The sequence below is a fragment of the Mycobacterium kyogaense genome (genome assembly GCF_003254575.1).
GTDB classification, from domain to species: domain Bacteria; phylum Actinomycetota; class Actinomycetes; order Mycobacteriales; family Mycobacteriaceae; genus Mycobacterium; species Mycobacterium kyogaense.
Window position 1 is genome coordinate 190,949 of the sequence record NZ_QJUA01000004.1, and the last position, 17,675, is coordinate 208,623.

The 17,675-nt window shown below is 69.1% G+C and carries 15 protein-coding genes; 4 read left to right on the plus strand and 11 right to left on the minus strand.

Features of this window, described 5'->3' with window-relative positions; all coding sequences use genetic code 11:
• Positions 1 to 84 precede the first annotated feature (84 nt).
• The gene (locus tag DMB80_RS05160) at positions 85 to 1,014 is read right to left on the minus strand and encodes an LLM class F420-dependent oxidoreductase (RefSeq protein ID WP_111508836.1); all 930 of its coding nucleotides are present in this window, start codon (positions 1,012 to 1,014) and stop codon (positions 85 to 87) included.
• Positions 1,015 to 1,127: 113 nt separating this feature from the next.
• Positions 1,128 to 1,799, minus strand: coding sequence for an SDR family oxidoreductase (locus DMB80_RS05165; RefSeq protein WP_111508837.1), 672 nt, complete (start codon positions 1,797 to 1,799; stop codon positions 1,128 to 1,130).
• 320 nt (positions 1,800 to 2,119) lie between these two features.
• Here DMB80_RS05165 and DMB80_RS05170 point away from each other — a divergent pair, with 320 nt between their 5' ends.
• The gene (locus DMB80_RS05170; RefSeq protein WP_111508838.1) at positions 2,120 to 3,121 is read left to right on the plus strand and encodes an APA family fibronectin-binding glycoprotein; all 1,002 of its coding nucleotides are present in this window, start codon (positions 2,120 to 2,122) and stop codon (positions 3,119 to 3,121) included.
• A 126-nt stretch (positions 3,122 to 3,247) separates the two neighbouring features.
• Entirely contained in the window at positions 3,248 to 3,568 is a 321-nt protein-coding gene (locus DMB80_RS05175) for a GlsB/YeaQ/YmgE family stress response membrane protein (RefSeq protein ID WP_111508839.1), read from the plus strand.
• Between the two features lie 18 nt (positions 3,569 to 3,586).
• Here the strand turns inward: DMB80_RS05175 and DMB80_RS05180 are convergent, their stop codons facing one another.
• Positions 3,587 to 4,345 (minus strand): CPBP family intramembrane glutamic endopeptidase, encoded by a 759-nt coding sequence (locus DMB80_RS05180; protein WP_111508890.1) that lies wholly within the window; start codon positions 4,343 to 4,345, stop codon positions 3,587 to 3,589.
• 51 nt (positions 4,346 to 4,396) lie between these two features.
• Positions 4,397 to 6,874, minus strand: a complete 2,478-nt coding sequence (locus tag DMB80_RS05185) for a phosphoketolase family protein (protein ID WP_111508840.1) — start codon at positions 6,872 to 6,874, stop codon at positions 4,397 to 4,399.
• Between the two features lie 115 nt (positions 6,875 to 6,989).
• Here DMB80_RS05185 and DMB80_RS05190 point away from each other — a divergent pair, with 115 nt between their 5' ends.
• Both DMB80_RS05190 and DMB80_RS05195 read left to right on the plus strand, forming a co-directional pair.
• On the plus strand, positions 6,990 to 9,359 hold the full coding sequence (locus tag DMB80_RS05190; protein WP_111508841.1) for a CaiB/BaiF CoA transferase family protein: 2,370 nt from the start codon (positions 6,990 to 6,992) through the stop codon (positions 9,357 to 9,359).
• Between the two features lie 3 nt (positions 9,360 to 9,362).
• The gene (locus tag DMB80_RS05195) at positions 9,363 to 10,838 is read left to right on the plus strand and encodes an acetyl-CoA acetyltransferase (protein ID WP_111508842.1); all 1,476 of its coding nucleotides are present in this window, start codon (positions 9,363 to 9,365) and stop codon (positions 10,836 to 10,838) included.
• Here DMB80_RS05195 and DMB80_RS05200 read toward each other — a convergent pair whose 3' ends face one another.
• The 7 genes from DMB80_RS05200 to DMB80_RS05230 all read right to left on the minus strand — a co-directional run bounded on the left by DMB80_RS05200 (position 10,839) and on the right by DMB80_RS05230 (position 17,639).
• Entirely contained in the window at positions 10,839 to 11,828 is a 990-nt protein-coding gene (locus DMB80_RS05200; protein WP_111508843.1) for a malate dehydrogenase, read from the minus strand.
• A 14-nt stretch (positions 11,829 to 11,842) separates the two neighbouring features.
• On the minus strand, positions 11,843 to 12,466 hold the full coding sequence (locus DMB80_RS05205) for a hypothetical protein (RefSeq protein WP_205538545.1): 624 nt from the start codon (positions 12,464 to 12,466) through the stop codon (positions 11,843 to 11,845).
• A 30-nt stretch (positions 12,467 to 12,496) separates the two neighbouring features.
• Positions 12,497 to 13,141 (minus strand): HhH-GDP family DNA glycosylase, encoded by a 645-nt coding sequence (locus DMB80_RS05210; RefSeq protein ID WP_111508844.1) that lies wholly within the window; start codon positions 13,139 to 13,141, stop codon positions 12,497 to 12,499.
• A 36-nt stretch (positions 13,142 to 13,177) separates the two neighbouring features.
• Positions 13,178 to 13,510, minus strand: a complete 333-nt coding sequence (locus DMB80_RS05215) for a TfoX/Sxy family protein (RefSeq protein ID WP_111508845.1) — start codon at positions 13,508 to 13,510, stop codon at positions 13,178 to 13,180.
• Positions 13,511 to 13,607: 97 nt separating this feature from the next.
• Positions 13,608 to 14,630: an LLM class flavin-dependent oxidoreductase gene (locus DMB80_RS05220; RefSeq protein WP_111508846.1), complete on the minus strand. Its 1,023-nt coding sequence runs from the start codon at positions 14,628 to 14,630 to the stop codon at positions 13,608 to 13,610.
• A gap of 86 nt (positions 14,631 to 14,716) precedes the next feature.
• Complete coding sequence (gene lon / locus DMB80_RS05225; RefSeq protein ID WP_111508847.1) at positions 14,717 to 17,038, minus strand: endopeptidase La; 2,322 nt, start codon at positions 17,036 to 17,038, stop codon at positions 14,717 to 14,719.
• Between the two features lie 130 nt (positions 17,039 to 17,168).
• Complete coding sequence (locus DMB80_RS05230) at positions 17,169 to 17,639, minus strand: nucleoside deaminase (RefSeq protein WP_111508848.1); 471 nt, start codon at positions 17,637 to 17,639, stop codon at positions 17,169 to 17,171.
• Positions 17,640 to 17,675 lie beyond the last annotated feature (36 nt).

Consider the following 17,675-nt stretch of genomic DNA (forward strand, 5'->3'; position numbering starts at 1 on the left):
GGTCCGTCTGTACCCATTCAGAACAACCAGAACCTTAGTCGTCAGGCTTCCGGCGGGCGCGGTGAGATACCCCACCGCCAGAACTCAGCCCGTGACCAGCGGTTTGAGCGCCTCGCCAAGGGCCGTGAGGTGACCTGGCTGGTACCCGACGACCTGGGTGGGCACGAACAGGATCACGCCGTCGATGCCGGCGTCGAGCACCTTGCTCTGAACCTGCTCGGCGATTTGTTCGGCACTGCCGGCGACCATGCGCTGCCTGAAATCGTCGGGAATCATGTCCGGGGTCACCCCATCGCCGACGAGCGCACCGATCAGCATAGATGTCTCCAGCGTCGCCGGATCGCGGTCGATCTCCTCGCAGCGCTGCCGGACGACCTCGACCTTGCGCGCGAGCTCGTCGAAGCCGGCGATCACGTTGAGATGGTCGAAGTGCTTGGCCGCCAGCGGAATGGTCTTCTTCTCACCACTGCCGCCGATCATCAGCGGAATGTGGTCGCGGAAGCGGGGATTGGCCAGCGCTTCCTGGGTGCGGTAGTGCTTGCCGGTGACCGTGGGCCGCTCGCCGGCCAGCATGGGCAGGATGATCTGCAGTGCCTCACCGAGCTTTTCGAAGCGGTCGGTGAACGTGCCGAAGTCGTACCCCAGTTGGTCGTGCTCGAGTTCGAACCATCCGGTGCCGATGCCCAGGATCGCGCGCCCGGCGCTGATCACGTCCAACGTCGTGATCGCCTTCGCGAGCAGCGTGGGATTGCGGTAGGTGTTGCCGGTGACCAGCGTGCCGAGTTGCACGTTCTGGGTGGCTGCGGCGAGTGCACCCAGTGCGGTGTAGGCCTCGAGCATCGGCTGGTCGTAGGTGCCGATGCCGGGCAGTTGATAGAAGTGATCCATCAAGAACACCGAGTCGAAGCCGGCCTCGTCGGCTTCCTTGGCCTGCGCAATGACCGTGGGGAAGAGCTGATCCACGCCGGTCCCGTACGAGAAGTTGTTGATCTGCAAACCGAGTCGAATCGTCACCCGCCCGACCCTACGCAGCGCGCACAGCGCGTTCTAGATCATTTCACTGCTGGCGGAAGCCACGAGAAATGCGGGGCATCCCGGAATAAAAGACGGCGCAGAACCGTTGCGGCTCAGCCGAAATTGGCCAGCGCGCCGTGGCTGACGTGCAGGGTCTGGCCGGTGATGTGGCGGGCCGCGGGGGTGGTGAGGAAAAGCGAGAGCCGGGCGATCTCGGCGTCCACGGTCGGCGAGGCCGAACCCAGGCCCACGTATCCGGGCTCGCTGCCGCGGCCGATCGCCACCGCGTTGACCGTGATGCCGCGGATGCCGAAGTGGTGCGCCAGCCCGGCCGTCCAGGTGGTAACGGCCGCCTTGACCGACGCCGCTGCGCTGCCTTCGGCACCTGCGTCGTCGATCACGGTGATGATGGACCCGCCGGACCGCAATTGGTCGCCCAGCGTCTGAACGGTCAGCACCGCCGAGAGCAGGCCGGCGTCGAACAGGCCGCGCCACTCGGCGGCATGGTCGGCAAGGGTGTAGGTCCGTGGATCGCCGGCGGGGGACTGCGGCGCGGGCACGTTGATCACGGTGTCCAGATGCGCAGGCAGCTGATTGTTCGCGGCGGCGATCGATGCGGGGTCGGTGGTGTCGACGACGACGGCGTCGGTCTCGAGTTCCTTGGCCAGCAACTCGACGTCGTCGGCGCGCCGGCCGGCGACGATCACGCGGTGTCCGGAGGCGCTGAAGTGCTCTGCGATGGCGCGTCCCCGGTCGGTGTCGCATCCCGTGATCAGCACATCCATCATCGGCCTCCTGTTGTGTTCGGCGCTGAACCCCAGCGAGTCCCGCCCATGTTACTGGAGGGTAGCTAGCCTGCGGCAATCGACGCGGGCGTGTCGGTAACGGCGGCGCGCGGCCCGGCGATCAAACCCGTGAGCGCCCCGAGGTCACGATGTCGAGCAGCTCACCGCACCCCGCGCCACGCGCCGGGGCGCTTGTCGTGTCAGCAAACTTCTTTTACCCCGCCCTCCTGGGCTTACTGGAGAGATAGCAATGTCACAATTCAGTACATTCTCAGCTGCACACACTTGCGTCACGCCAGTAACACGGTAGTTTCTTCCGCATGCGTGATCCAGACATGTCGTCACCCCGCCGCAGAGGCCTGTCGACGTCAATCGGGCTCGCCGCCCTGACCGGCGCGACCGTCGCCGCGTTGACACTGCCCGCCGTGGCGACAGCGCAACCCGCGCCGACACCGCCGCCGCCGTCTCCGGCCCCGGCAGCTCCGGCGGCACCGGAAGCGCCGGCCCCGGCGGCACCGCCTGCGGACCCGAACGCTCCGGCGCCCGCTCCCGCTCCCGCGCCGCCCGCGGATCCCAACGCGCCCGTGCCGCCGCCGGCCCCGGCCGATCCGAACGCCCCGGCCCCCGCTCCGGCGCCCGCGCCGGAGCCCGGCCGCGTGGACAACGCCGCCGGCGGCTTCAGCTACGTGGTGCCCGCCGGCTGGAAGGTCGCCGATGCTGCCTCGCTGTCCTACGGCCAGGCCCTGCTGAACAAGCTCCCGCCGGCCGGGTCCCCGCCGGACACCCAGGCGCCCAATGACACCAGCGTGCTGCTCGGGCGACTGGACCTGAAGCTGTTCGCCGGCGCCGAGACGGACAACACGAAGGCGGCCCAGCGCCTCGCTTCGGACATGGGCGAGTTCTTCATGCCCTTCCCCGGGACTCGCATCAACCAGCAGACCGTCCCGCTGAACGCCAACGGCATGACCGGCGTTGCGTCGTCCTACGAGGTCAAGTTCACCGACACCAACAAGCCGAACGGCCAGATCTGGGCCGGCGTGGTCGGCGCCCCGACGGCGCCGGGAACCCCGCGCGGTCAGCGCGCCCCCGAGCGGTGGTTCGTGGTCTGGCTGGGCACCGCGACCAGCCCGATCCCGCAGGCTGAGGCCGTCACGCTGGCGAACTCGATCCGGCCCTGGACACCCCCGCCACCTCCGCCGCCGGCTGATCCGGGTGCCCCGCCGCCGCCTGCCGATCCGAACGCGCCGCCGCCGCGGCCGGCCGTCGGCCAGCCGGTGCCGGTCGACCCGAACACCGCACCGGGGATGCTGCCGCCCGCCTGACACAGTGGCGATGGGCACACGATCGTGTCCCATCCTGTCGACTAATCGTGACCTGTCCGGGCTATACCGGAGTCAAGCCCGGTTGCCACCGCAGCCGGGCCGGACTGCGACAGGCAGGAGATCGACATGTTCACTACGTCCACAGACCTGGTGGCGGCTACGGAGTTTCTGGCACGGTCCAGCACGCAGACGAGCGTGGGCTGGATCGGTTACATCATCATCGGTGCGATCGCAGGCTGGATCGCCGGCAAGATCGTCAAGGGCTCGGGTTCGGGCATCCTGATGAACATCGTCATCGGCGTGATCGGTGCGCTGATCGGCGGCTTCCTACTCAGCTTCTTCCTCGACACCGCGGGCGGCGGCTGGTGGTTCACGCTGTTCACGGCCGTCTTGGGCTCGGTGATCCTGCTGTGGATCGTCGGGATGGTGCAGGGCCGCCGCACGTAGGCGTAACGCCGCGGCGCGTCAGCTGAGGTGCCAGACCAGCGCCGCGGCGAGGGCGCCCAGCCCGTTGAGCGACCAGTGCAGCGCGATCGGCGCGATCAGACTGCCGCTGCGCCGGCGTAACCAGGTGAACACGAATCCCGCTGCGGCGGTGGCGAAGACGGCGCCCACGACGCCGGCGATCATGCCGACGGGGCCACCGCCCAGGATGCGGGTGAACCCGACGTTGCTGGCGGTCAGCCCCAGGGAGGTGGCGATGTGCCACAGCCCGAACAGCAGGGAGCCCGCGGCAGCCACACCGCGGAATCCCCAGGCCCTGTCGAGCGCGCCGTGCAGGACGCCCCGGAACGCGAGTTCCTCGGGGATCACCGTCTGCAGCGGGATGATAATCATCGAGGCGACCAGCGCGCCCGAGAGCGTCGCGTAGTGGTTGTTCAGGAACATCGGCCGGGTCCAGGGCAGCAGAGCCCCGATCGCGATCACGGTGCCGACGACGGCGACGGCTCCCAGCGCATAGCCCGCGCCTGATCGCCAGTGTTCCCGACCCAACCCGAGCTCGTGCCAGCCCAGTCCGCGTGACCGCACGAGAGCGACCAGGCCCACCGCGGCGGCCGGTACCACCGCCACGTTGGCCCACGGCGTGGTGAAGTGCGCGATCAGGTTCGTCACTGCCAGCACGACCACGACGACACCGACGTCGACATAGGCGCGGGCGTGGTGCAGCGCCGCCAACTGCTCCACCAGGGGGTGGGGCTCAGGAGAGGCGCTGGCCCCGGTCATCACCGTCATAACCGGCTCAGACTACCGAAGCCGGCGATCTTCGCAGGTCAGCTACTCGTTGTCGCCACCGGTATCGGTCTGGGAGTCGGCGCCTGCGGTGCCGAACCCGGATTCGCGGGCAGCGGGCCACACCCAGTCCTTGACCTCGCCGATGTCGTCGCCGTGCGCGCGGGTGTACTCCCGCGCGGCGATCCTCTTGTCCGCCATCTGCTGGCGCAGCGTCGCGCACCGCGACCCCAGCGAGGGCACCCGGTCGATGACGTCCATCACGAGGTGGTAGCGATCCAGGTCGTTGAGCATCACCATGTCGAACGGCGTCGTGGTGGTGCCTTCCTCCTTGTAGCCGCGCACGTGCAGGTTGTCGTGGCCCGCGCGCCGATAGGTCAGCCGGTGGATCAGCCAGGGATAGCCGTGGTAGGCGAAGATGATCGGCCGGTCCTTGGTGAAGATCATGTCGAACTCTCGACTGGACAACCCGTGCGGATGCTCGGTGTCGTCCTGCAGCCGCATCAGGTCGACGACGTTGACGAACCGCACCTTGAGATCCGGCAGATGCTGGCGCAGGATGTCGGCGGCCGCGAGCGCCTCGAGTGTCGGGATGTCGCCGGCGGCGGCGAGCACGACGTCGGGGTCGCTGCCCAGTTCCTCGGAGCCGGCCCACTCCCAGATGCCGAGCCCGCGGGTGCAGTGCGCGATCGCCTCCTCCATCGTCAGGTAGGTGGGGGAGGGCTGCTTACCCGCGACGACGACGTTGACGTACTGGCGTGAGCGCAGGCAGTGGTCGTAGGTGGACAGCAGGGTGTTCGCGTCCGGGGGCAGATAGACGCGCACCACGTGGGCGCTCTTGTTGACGACGTGGTCGATGAATCCGGGGTCCTGGTGGGAGAACCCGTTGTGATCCTGGCGCCAGACATGGCTCGACAGAAGGTAGTTCAGGCTCGCGATGGGCCGGCGCCACGGGATCTTGTCGGTGACCTTCAGCCACTTCGCGTGCTGGTTCAGCATCGAGTCGACGATGTGGATGAACGCCTCGTAGCAGTTGAACAGGCCGTGCCTGCCGGTCAGCAGGTACCCCTCGAGCCACCCCTGGCATTGGTGTTCGGAGAGCATCTCGACCACCCGGCCGACGCGAGCGAGGTGCTCGTCGACCTGCGGCCCCACCAGTTCGGCGTTCCACTGTTTCTCGGTGGCGTCGTAGACGGCCTGCAGTCGGTTAGACGCGGTCTCGTCGGGGCCGAATATGCGGAAGTTCTGCGGGTTGAGCCGGATCACTTCGGTGAGCCACTGACCCAGCACGCGGGTGGCTTCGGCGACGGTGGCGCCGGGCGCGGGCACGTCGACGGCGAAATCACGGAAGTCGGGAAGCCGCAGATCCTTGAGCAGCAGACCCCCGTTGGCGTGCGGGTTGTCGCTCATCCTCAGCGGACCCTCGGGCGCGAGAGCCGCGATGTCGTCGTGCAGGCGGCCGCCGTCGTCGAACAGTTCCTCGGGCCGGTACGAGGCCAGCCAGTCCCCGAGGACCGCGAGGTGCTCGGCGGTGTCGCGCGCGTTGGCCAGCGGCACCTGGTGCGCGCGCCACGAACCGGTCGTCTTCTTACCGTCGATGACGGCGGGACCGGTCCAGCCTTTCGGGGTGCGGAACACGATCATCGGCCACGCGGGCCGCGCATCGTCGCCGTCAGCGGCCCGGGCCTTGATCGCGGCGATCTCGTCGAGGACGTCGTCGAGCAGGGTGGCGAAGCGCCGGTGCGCGTCCGCGTGATCGTCCTCCTGGTCCTCGGGCGCGTCGTCGGGCACCTCGAAGAAATACGGCGTGTGGCCGTAACCGACCAGCAGGCTGCGCAACTCGTCTTCGGGGATCCGGGCCAGCACGGTCGGGTTGGCGATCTTGTAGCCGTTGAGGTGCAGGATCGGCAGCACCACGCCGTCGTGAGCCGGGTTGGCCAGCTTGTTGGAATGCCAGCTGGTCGCCAGCGGTCCTGTCTCGGCCTCACCGTCGCCGACGACCGCGGCCACCAGCAGATCCGGGTTGTCGAACGCGGCTCCGTAGGCGTGGGACAGGACGTAGCCCAGCTCGCCGCCTTCGTGGATGGAGCCCGGTGTCTCCGGCGCCACGTGCGACGGGATGCCACCGGGGAACGAGAACTGCCGGAACAGTCGTCGCATGCCCTCGGCGTCAGCGGTGATGTCGGAGTAGATCTCGCTGTAGGTGCCGTCGAGGTAGGCGTTGGCCACCAGCCCGGGCCCGCCGTGGCCGGGCCCGGTCAGGTAGATCGTGGACTGCTGCCGTTCGGTGATGATCCGGTTGAGGTGGGCGTAGAGGAAGTTCAGACCCGGGGTGGTGCCCCAGTGTCCGAGCAGGCGCGGCTTGACGTTGTCGCGGGCCAGCGGGGTGCGCAACAGCGGGTTGTCCAGCAGGTAGATCTGCCCGACCGACAGATAGTTCGCGGCGCGCCACCAGCGATCCAGCCGAGCCACCGTCTCGTCGCTGATCGGTTGGCGGTCCACGGTCGTCCAGGCTGTCGTCATAATCCCCTTCCCACATCCCCATCCAACTCGTGATCGGCGGACCGTCAACCCGTACCCGATGAGCGCCGGGTTAATCTTTGCGCCGACGGGCACCACAGGAGGGCGGGCACCATCGATGGGCGAGGCGCGACTGCTGACGTCCGTGCGCGTGCTCGACCTGTGTTCTGTTGCCGGTGACGGTGCGGGTGCGGGTGTGGGCCGGATACTGGCCGACCTCGGTGCCGACGTGCTCGAGGTGGAGCCGCCCGGGGGCAGCGCGGCACGGACGGCGGTGCCGACGATCGCCGGTGTGGGAATCGGTTTCGCGCTGGACAACGCGAACAAGCGGGCGACGTCGCTGAACCCGGCCTCGCTATCCGACCGCGATCGGCTGCATGAGCTCGCGGCGGGCGCAGACATCGTGATCGACAGCGGAAACCCGGGTGGCGCAGCACTTTTCGGGACGTCTGCCCTCGACCTGGCGGACCGGTTCGACCATCTCGTCGTGCTGTCGGTCACCGATTTCGGCCTGACGGGGCCGCGTGCATCATGGCGTGGCAACGATGCGGTGTTCTACGCCCTGTCCTCGGCGTTGTCGCGGACCGGACCTACCACCGGCACACCGGTCCTCCCGCCCGTCGGAGTCGGATCGGCGACCGCCACGGTGCAGGCGGCGTGGGCGGTGCTCGCCGCTTACTACGACCGGACCCGCAGCGGCAGAGGGGATTTCATCGACTTCTCCCGGTTCGAGGCGGTCCTGCAAGCCCTCGACCCGCCGTACGGGTCGGAGGGGCAGGCCGCGGTTGGGCTGAAACCGCCGACGGCACTGTGGCGTGGCCGTCCCCGCAACCAGCAGATCTATCCGATCTTCGGGTGCCGCGACGGCCATGTCCGGATCTGTCTGCTGTCCCCGCGGCAGTGGCGCGGCATGCGAGCGTGGCTGGGTGAGCCGCCGCGCTTCGCCGGTCCGGAGTTCGACACGATCGCCGCGCGGTACGCGGCTTCGGCTGAACTGAACGAGGCGATCGCCGCCGTGTTCGCCGCGCAGTCGATGGACGAGCTCGTCGCGCGGGGCCGGGAGCTCGGGGTGCCGATCGCGGCGGTTCGCACGCCGGGAGAAGCGTTGCGGGCAGAGCACTTTCGCTGCACCGGGGCGTTGGTCGAGGCGCCACTGATCCCGGGCGCAACGGTGACCGTGCCTGTCGGGCCGGTGACCCTCGAGGGCGAACATCTCGGATTCCGTTCTCCGGCTCCCGGTTCCGCAGCCGACGACGCGGGATGGCTGCATCCCGCCGCATCGGGCACACCCACGGTGCCCCCCACGATGCCCCCGCCGGAGTATCCCTTCGCCGGTCTGCGCATCCTCGACCTCGGGGTGATCGTCGCGGGCGGTGAGCTGGGCCGCCTGTTCGCCGACCTCGGCGCCGAGGTCATCAAGATCGAGAGCGCCGCCTATCCGGATGGGCTGCGGCAGGCCCCCGCGGGGATGCCGTTGAGCCGATCGTGGGCGCTGACCCACCGCAACGAGTACAGCCTCGGGCTGGATCTGCGCGATCCCGCAGGCGCACAGATCTTCGCCGACCTCGTCGCCACCGCCGATGCGGTGTTCGCCAACTTCAAGCCGGGAACCCTTGCTGCGCTGGGCTTCTCGATCGAGAGGCTGCGCGAGATCAATCCCGACATCGTGCTGGCCGAGAGCAGCGCGTACGGCGACCATGGGCCGTGGAGCGACCAGATGGGCTACGGTCCGCTGGTGCGCGCCTCGACCGGCATCACCCGGTTGTGGACGTCCCCGGATGCGCCGCCCGGCCAGTTCTTCGATGCCACGACCATCTTTCCCGATCACGTCGTCGGACGGTTGACCGCGGTCGCGGCGGTCGCCGCACTGATCCGTCGGGACCGCAGCGGTGCAGGCGCACACCTGCACCTGTCGCAGGCCGAGGTGGCGATCAACCAGCTCGCCGACCGCTACGTCATCGAATCAGCCCGCGCAGCGGGTCTTTCCGTCGTCGATGACGACACCGTGCACGCGGTGTGCCCCTGCGCCGGCGACGACGAGTGGTGCGTGATCTCGCTGCCCGGCAGCGCCGAGCGCGCCGCCGTGGCCACATTGATGGCGCAGGACTTGCCGCAGGAGCGCTCCGCGGTGATCGCCGCCCTCGGGGCGTGGACATCGGGGCGCGACACGGTCGACGTCGCCGAGCTTCTCCAGCAGCACGGCGTGCCCGCGGCGCCGATGAACCGCGCCGCCGATGTGCCCACCGATCCGCAGGTGTTGCATCGCAATGTGTTCGACGAGTCGGTGCATCCGCTGCTGGAGCGCCCGATTCCCGCGGAGACCGCGCCCGCGCCCTATCGTCGTATTCCCCGTGCTCCTCTGCGTCCGGCGCCGATGCCGGGCGAGCACACCCGCGAGATCTGCACCCGGGTGCTCGGCCTGACGTCCGAGCGCATCGACGCGCTGCTGGACGCAGGTGTGCTGTTCGACTACCACCAGGAAGGTTGACCCATGTCCCTCGATCCGAGAACGCCTGTGCTGGTCGGCTACGGCCAGGTCAACCAGCACACCGAGAATCCAGACGTCGAGCCTGTCGATCTGATGGTCGCGGCGGCCCGGGAGGCCGCCGATCCGCGGGTGCTGGCCGCTGTCGATGCGGTGCGGGTGGTCAATCTGCTCTCCTGGCGGTACCGGGACGCCGGACTGCTGGTGGCGCAGCGGATCGGGGCGGAGAAGGCGGCCACCCGCTACACCGGGATCGGCGGCAACGTGCCGCAGACGCTGGTGAACCTGGCCTGCCTGGACATCCAGCAGGGTCGCGCCGATGTCGTGCTGATTGCCGGCGCCGAGACGTGGCGCACGAGGACCAAGATGCGGGCCGCCGGCGCCAAGGCGGAGTGGACGAAGCAGGACGACACGGTGCCGCTGGCGCCGGGCTCCGACGAGATGATGCCGATGGCCGGACCCGGCGACTTGAAGATCCACCTGGACCGCCCGTCGTTCGTGTACCCGATGTTCGAGCAGGCGGTCCGGATCGCCGCGGGGGAGTCCACGCAGGCGCACCGGGAACGGATCGGCGCGCTGTGGGCGCAGTTCTCGGCGGTGGCGGCGCAGAACCCGCACGCCTGGAACCGGCAGGCCTACAGCGCCGAGGACATCTACGAGCCGTCGGCACAGAACCGGATGATCAGCTGGCCCTACCCCAAGCTGATGAACTCCAACAACATGGTCGATCAGGGTGCGGTGCTGATCGTGGCGTCCGCGGAGAAGGCGCAGTACCTCCAGATCCCGCAGGAGCGTTGGGTTTTCCCGTATGCGGGTGCCGACGCGCACGACACCTACGCCATCGGTGAGCGCGCCGAGTTCCACACCTCGCCGGCGATCCGCATCGCGGGCCGGCGCGCGCTGGAGCTGGCCGGCACCGGTGTCGACGAGATCGACCTGATCGACGTGTACTCCTGCTTCCCGTCGGCGGTCCAGGTGGCAGCTGCCGAACTGGGGCTCCCGGTCGGAGATCCCGACAGGCCGCTGACCGTCACCGGCGGATTGACGTTCGCCGGCGGACCCTGGAACAACTACGTCACGCACTCCATCGCGACGATGGCGGAGCAACTCACCGCCCGTCCCGGCACGCGCGGCCTGATCACCGCCAACGGCGGCTACCTGACCAAGCACAGCTTGGGCGTGTACGGCACCGAGCCGCCCCGGCACGAATTCCGTTGGGAGGACGTGCAGGACACCGTCGACCGGGAACCGACCCGCACGGAACTCGTGGACTGGACCGGGGTGGGCACGGTGGAGACCTGGACCACGCCGTTCGATCGCGACGGGGAACCCGAGAAGGCGTTCCTGGCGGTGCGCACCCCGAGCGACGACCGCGTGCTGGCCGTGATCACCGACGCCGACGCCGCCCGGACCACGGTCACCGACGACATCGCCGGTGCGGCCGTGCGGGTACACGCCGACGGCACCGCGACGCTGGAGTGACTACAGCAGGCCGAGTGCGGCGACGGCGTCGCGTTCGGCCCGTAGTTCGGCGACCGAGGCGTCGATCCTGCTGCGCGAGAAGGGATTGACGTCGAGGCCGTCGACGATCTCCCAGCGCCCGTCGACCGATCGGCACGGGAACGAGCACACGAGCCCTTCGTCGATGCCGTAGGCGCCCGGTGACGGCAGCGCGACCGACGTCCAGTCGCCTTCGGGGGTGCCGTGGATCCAGTCGTCGATGTGATCGATGGCGCCGTTGGCCGCCGAGGCTGCCGAACTCGCACCGCGCGCCTCGATGATCGCGGTGCCGCGCCGCGCCACCGTCGGGATGAATTCGTCGGTGAGCCAACGGGTGTCGGCGGCATAGTCGGCCCCGGCGCGGCCGCCGACAGTGGCGTGGAAGATGTCGGGATACTGGGTCGGGGAGTGGTTGCCCCAGATCGTCATCCGGTGGATCTCGGTGACGGGCACTCCGGCGTGTCGCGCCATCGCGGCGACGGCCCGGTTGTGGTCGAGGCGGGTCAGCGCGGTGAACCGCTCGGCCGGGATGTCGGGGGCGTGCGCGGCCGCGACCAGCGCGTTGGTGTTGGCCGGGTTGCCGACCACCAGCACGCGGACATCCGACGCCGCGCCGTTGCCGAGCGCCCGGCCGGCGGTGGCGAAGATCGCCGCGTTGGCACCCAGCAGGTCGGCCCGCTCCATGCCTGCGGTGCGCGGTTTCGCGCCGATCAGCAGCGCGACGTTGACGCCGTCGAACGCGCGGACCGGGTCGTCGTGGATCTCGGTTCCGGCGAGCAGCGGGAATGCACCGTCGTCGAGTTCCATCACCACGCCCTCGGCGGCGCGCACGGCGTCGGGCAGCTCGAGCAGGCGCAGCACCACGGGGGTGTCGTGGCCGAGCATCGCGCCGGCGGCGATACGGAACAGCGCGGCGTAGCCGATCTGCCCGGCGGCTCCGGTGACGGTGACGGTGACCGGGCGTGCAGGCATGGGGTTCTCCTTGGTCAGGGTGCGTCGGCGGGCACGTCGGTGTAGGCGGTGGTGAAGCCGTCGGCGGAGAAGGTGAAGCCCTTGCCCGACAGTTCCGACAGGCAGGACACCCCGGAGGCTTCCTGCACGTTGCAGCGGAAACCGGCGACCGCCAGGATGCGGTTGAACGGCAGCACCGGCGGGTCGGTGACCTCGGATGCGGGCAGCGCCGCGAACTGCGGGTCCGCAGTGCGGTCGACCAGGATCGCGGTCGGGGTGGTGGTGCCGCCGTCGGGATCGGTCACCTCGTCGGGGGCGCCGGTGATTCCGATCGCGGTCGCGGTGCCGCCCGCCTTACCGCAGGACACCTGCGTGCGCGGGGTGATCTGGCACTGCCAGCGACCGCTCGGGGTGGTGAAGGCGTACACGGTCGCGCCACCGGCGGATTCGGGTCCGGGGAGGGCGTAGGCGAAAGCGTTGGCGAGGTGGGCGTTGCTCGGCCGGGTGGTTTCGGGCGGCGGGGCCGCCGCAGGCGGCGGGGCGACGGTGTCGTCGGTGGTGACGACGGTCGGCCCGGTGCAGGCGGCGACGGACAGAGCAAGCGCTGCCACAGCGCAGAGTCGAGTGGTCACAGGCATGTCGGTGCACCAGCATGCCATCCCGGTTTGTCTCGCATGCTCACACGGAGGTCAGCTCACCACGGCATCACGCACGGCACGGTCCAGAGACACCCGGACCAGCGCCGCCGCCAGCCGCGCACAGGCGTCACCGCCCAACTTCCCGAGCTCGTCGGGACCGTCGGGCAGCCCGAGGTCCTTCGCAGCGGCGCGGGCTCGGTCGTCGAAGTAGGGCCGCACCCAGGTCCACACGTCCTGCACCTCGCGCAGAAAGATGCCGGCGCCGGTGTCGCCGATGCCGATGAACCCCTCCAGCAGGTCCTTGGCCGCGGCGACATCGCCGTTGGCGCGCTCGGCCAGACCCCGGAGATCGCCGTGGTAGTCCTCCTTGACCGCGGTGGCGATCTGGGTCAGGCGGGTCGCCGAGCTCTCGTCGTAGCGGGCGTATCCGGCCCGGCCGAAGGCGGCGATGACGGTCTGGCGTTTCGCCGCCAACGCCGCATCGGGGGTGCGCAGCTTCTCGCTGAACAGCTCTGCGGCCGCCTTCGTCGCGATGTTCGCATCGATCGGCTTGCTCGCCAGCATGCACAGCACCAGCAACTCGAACAGCGGCATGGGCTTGTCGGCGAGCGTGATGCCGGCCTGCTCGGCGAACGTCTCGCCGGTTTCGGAGAGAAGGCGACGCACGGTGTCTTCGTTGCGGTCGTTTCGACTCATGGCCGTCGGCTACCCGCGGCGCGCCGGGCAGAACCTCTACTTCGACGGCAGGCTGGTCGCGTAGTCGACGCCGCGGCGCACCCAGCCGCGCAGCGCCGCCTCACCCGTCACCCCGTCGGCGCTCACCCGCACCCAGCCACGGGTGGGGCGGCCGGCCATGATCATTGGCTCGACGTGCTCTTCGGCGAGCAGCTCATCGGTGTGCTCCGGCGGTACCCGGACCATCAGGCCGCCCTTGCCGCTCACGCAGACCGCCATGTTGCCGTTGAGCAGGAACGCCAAGCCGCCGAACATCGGCTTCTCGTCGAGGCCGCGCTCAGCGCTGATGTGCTCACGCACCCGCTCAGCGAGGTCGGTGTCGTACGCCACGGGTCCATTCTCCCGGCGAACAGACACGAACTGGACCAAAATCTCGGCGATTCTGCTCGAGTTCGCGTCTGTTCCCTACTTCGTAGGGCCCACGCGGTCACAACTGCGGCGTCCACCCGAGCGCCGGGCCGAGCTTTTCGGCGAGGTCGGAAATGATCTGGGCGTAGTCCTCGGCCTCGAACGTGAACGGCAGCGCGAAGGCGACCTCGTCGGCGCGCTGGAACCCGGCATGGTCGAACAGCTGGTCGGCCAGCTCATCAGAGGTGCCGACGTAGTCGGGGGAGAACAGCATGCCGCGAACTCCCTGCGGTGCCTTGGTGCGTTCGTACCGGCTGGCGGCGTATTCGCGGTAGCGGCGGATCTGGTCCTCGGTGGCCGAGTCCGTGGGGATGACGACGAGACCCTGTGACACTCGAGCCTGCTCGGGGTGGGGGTGCGCTGCCCGGAAGGCGTCGATCTGCTCGGCCTGGATGGTGGCGAAATCCCGTGACGCGGAGCCTTCGACGGTGACGACCGAGCTCGTCAGGTAGTTGATTCCTTGTTCCCCGGCCCAGATGGCCGATGCCAGCCCGCCGCCGTACCACACCCGCTCGGCCAGGCCGGGCGAGTGCGGCTGGATGTGGTCGGTGTAGTGCTCGATGCCCACCGTGCCGGCGAAGTCGCTGATCGGCTCACCGCGCAGGCAGCGCAGCAGGCGCAGCACACGGTCTTTCGAAAAGTCCTGCGCGTCATAGGATTCCGGATAAAGAGAAACCTTGTAGTGGTCGTACATCATCGGTGTGCCGACCGACACCCCGGGGTTGATGCGCCCGCCCGAGAGGATGTCGACGGTGGCGAGGTCCTCGGCGAGCCGGAACGGGTTCTCCAAGCCCAGCGGGATGACCGCCGTGCCGATCTCGATGCGGCTGGTGCGCTGCGAGGCGGCCGCCATGATCGCCACGGGCGAGGAGATGCCGGGCTGCAGATGCCTGTCGCGCAGCCAGACGCTGTCGAACCCCAGTGCCTCGGCCCGTTCGATCACCGTCAGGGTTTCCTCGATGCCCGGTCCCGGGTTGTCGACGTCGAAGCGTCCGATGGTCAGGAATCCCAGCTTGCGCAGCGGCACACCGCGTACGGGCACGGCTACTCCTTCCGACGAACAGACACAAACTCGCACGGAATCGCGTGATTCCGTGCGAGTTCGCGTCTGCTCGCGCCTATCGGTTGTCAGGCCGCCGCGGTCACGGCATCGGCCGCCGGCTCCAGCGCCAGCGCCACGATCTCGGCCACGTCGGTCATCGGCCGCACCTCCAGCGCGTCGAGCACCTCGGCCGGCACGTCGTCCAGATCGGGCTCGTTGCGCTGCGGGATGAACACCGTCGAAAGCCCCGCCCGTTGCGCGGCCAGCAGCTTCTGCTTGACCCCGCCGATCGGTAGCACCCGCCCGTTGAGCGTCACCTCGCCGGTCATGCCGACATCGGAGCGCACGTTGCGCCCGGTCGCCATCGACACCAGCGCGGTGACCATCGTGACGCCGGCCGACGGCCCGTCCTTGGGCACTGCGCCCGCGGGGACGTGCACGTGGATGCGGCGGTCGAGCGCCTTCGGGTCGACGCCCAGTTCGGCGGCGTGGGCGCGGACGTAGGACAGCGCGATCTGCGCCGATTCCTTCATCACGTCGCCCAGCTGACCGGTCAGCGCCAATCCGGCCTCACCGTCGGTGGAGCCGGCCTCGATATAGAGGACGTCACCGCCGAGGCCGGTGACCGCCAGCCCCGTCGCGACACCCGGCACCGCGGTGCGCTCTGCCGATTCCGGCGTGAAGCGCGGACGGCCCAGGTAGGCAACGAGATCCGGCTCGTCAATGGTGATCGGCGACGGGTCTGCAGCCAGCTTGGTGGTTGCCTTGCGCATCGCCTTGGCCAGCAACCGCTCGAACTGGCGGACGCCCGGTTCGCGGGTGTAGTCCGCGGCGATCTTGTGCAGCGCCTCGTCGGTCACCGTGACCTCCTCGACGGACAGCGCAGCCCGCTCGGCCTGCCGCGGCAGCAGGTAGTTCCGGGCGATGGCCACCTTGTCGTCGGCGGTGTAGCCGTCGATCTGCACCAGCTCCATGCGGTCCAGCAGGGCCTGCGGGATGTTCTCGATGACGTTGGCCGTCGCCAGGAACACCACGTCGGACAGGTCCAGATCCAGGTCCAGGTAGTGGTCCCGGAACGTGTGGTTCTGTGCGGGGTCGAGCACCTCGAGCAGTGCCGCCGACGGGTCGCCGCGGTAGTCCGAGCCGACCTTGTCGATCTCGTCCAGCAGCACAACGGGATTCATCGATCCCGCCTCGCCGATGGCACGCACGATGCGGCCGGGCAGCGCGCCCACATACGTGCGGCGGTGTCCGCGGATCTCGGCCTCGTCGCGCACGCCGCCCAACGCGACACGCACGAACTTGCGGCCCAGCGCCCGCGCGACGGACTCGCCCAGTGACGTCTTGCCGACGCCGGGAGGGCCGGCCAGCACCATCACGGCACCGGAGCCGCGGCCGCCGACGACGGCCATGCCGCGCTGGGCGCGACGGGCCCGCACGGCCAGGTACTCCACGATGCGGTCCTTGACGTCGTCGAGACCGTGGTGGTCGGCGTCCAGAATGCCGCGTGCCGCAGCAAGATCCGCCGAATCCTCGGTCGCGACGTTCCACGGCAGGTCCAGCACGGTGTCGAGCCAGGTTCGGATCCAGCCGCCCTCCGGGCTCTGGTCGCTGGAGCGTTCCAGCTTGCCGACCTCGCGCAGCGCGGCCTCGCGCACCTTCTCCGGCAGGTCGGCAGCTTCGACGCGGGCCCGGTAATCATCGGACCCCTCGGGCTCACCCTCGCCGAGTTCCTTGCGGATCGCAGCCAGTTGCTGGCGCAGCAGGAATTCCTTCTGCTGCTTGTCCATTCCGGCCCGCACGTCTTCGGCGATCTTGTCGTTGACCTCGGTCTCGGCCAGGTGGTCGCTCGTCCAGCCGATCAGCAGCCGCAGCCGAGCGGCCACGTCCTCGGTCTCGAGCAGCTCGCGCTTCTCCACGTCCGACAGGTAGGACGCGTATCCGGCCGTGTCGGCCAGCGCCGACGGGTCGGTGATCTTGTTGACCACGTCGACGATCTGCCACGCCTCCCGGCGCTGCAGCATCGCGAGCAGCAGCTTCTTGTATTCGGCCGCCAACGCGCGGGTCTCGTCGGTGATCTCCGGGTCGGCGACTTCGTCGACCGTGACCCACAGCGCGGTGCCGGGGCCGGTGGCGCCGGTGCCGATGTGGGCGCGCTTCTCACCGCGCACCACCGCGGCGGCACCGCCGCCGGGCACACGACCGACCTGCACGATCGATGCGAGCACGCCGTAGGTGGGGTAGCGGTCGTCGAGTCGGGGCGCGATCAGCAGCTTGCCGGTCTGGCTGGCCTGGGCCGCATCGACCGCGGCCCGGGCGGGGTCGTCGAGTTCGATCGGGACCACCATTCCGGGCAGCACGATCGGCTCGCTGACAAACAAGACCGGGACTTGCAAGGCTTCAGCCATCAATCCTCCAAAGTTGAATCTGATGCGCTCAACCTTGTGGCGAAGGACTTTGTTCCCGTACCGCGGCACTCGGCCGGTGAAGACGACCACGACGACGCCCCGCTTCGCGCAGAGCTGAATCCGAACGGGATCAGGCCTCTGGGTGGCGTTCCTGCCAGAGCCGATAGACGTCGAGGGCGTCGGGGTGGGGCTGGTGCTGCATCGGCAGACGACGGTCCTGCCAGGATTTCTCGAACTCGTCGTAGAACGTGGCGAGCTCGAAGTACTTGCGGTTGTCCTGGTAGTACGGCGCGTACTCGTCGCGCTGGGTGAGGAAGACGACGGCATCGGGGGAGCAGTAGTACAGCGACCCGAGACACATCGGGCACGGGTGGGCGAGCACGTAGATGGTGGCGCCGGTGAGGTGCTCGGACCCGACGGCCGTGCAGGCCGCGCGGACCGCCAGGATCTCAGCATGGGCGGTGGGATCGTTGGTCTGCGCCACCAGGTTCGGACTCTCTGCCAGTACCTGCCCGTCGCGGGCGATGACGGTGGCGAAAGGTCTGCCTCCCTCCATGACGTTCTGGCGGGCGATGTCGACGGTGCGCTGCGCGAAATCCATGAGTTGACTGGTAACCGGTTGCGGCGCGGAATAGTC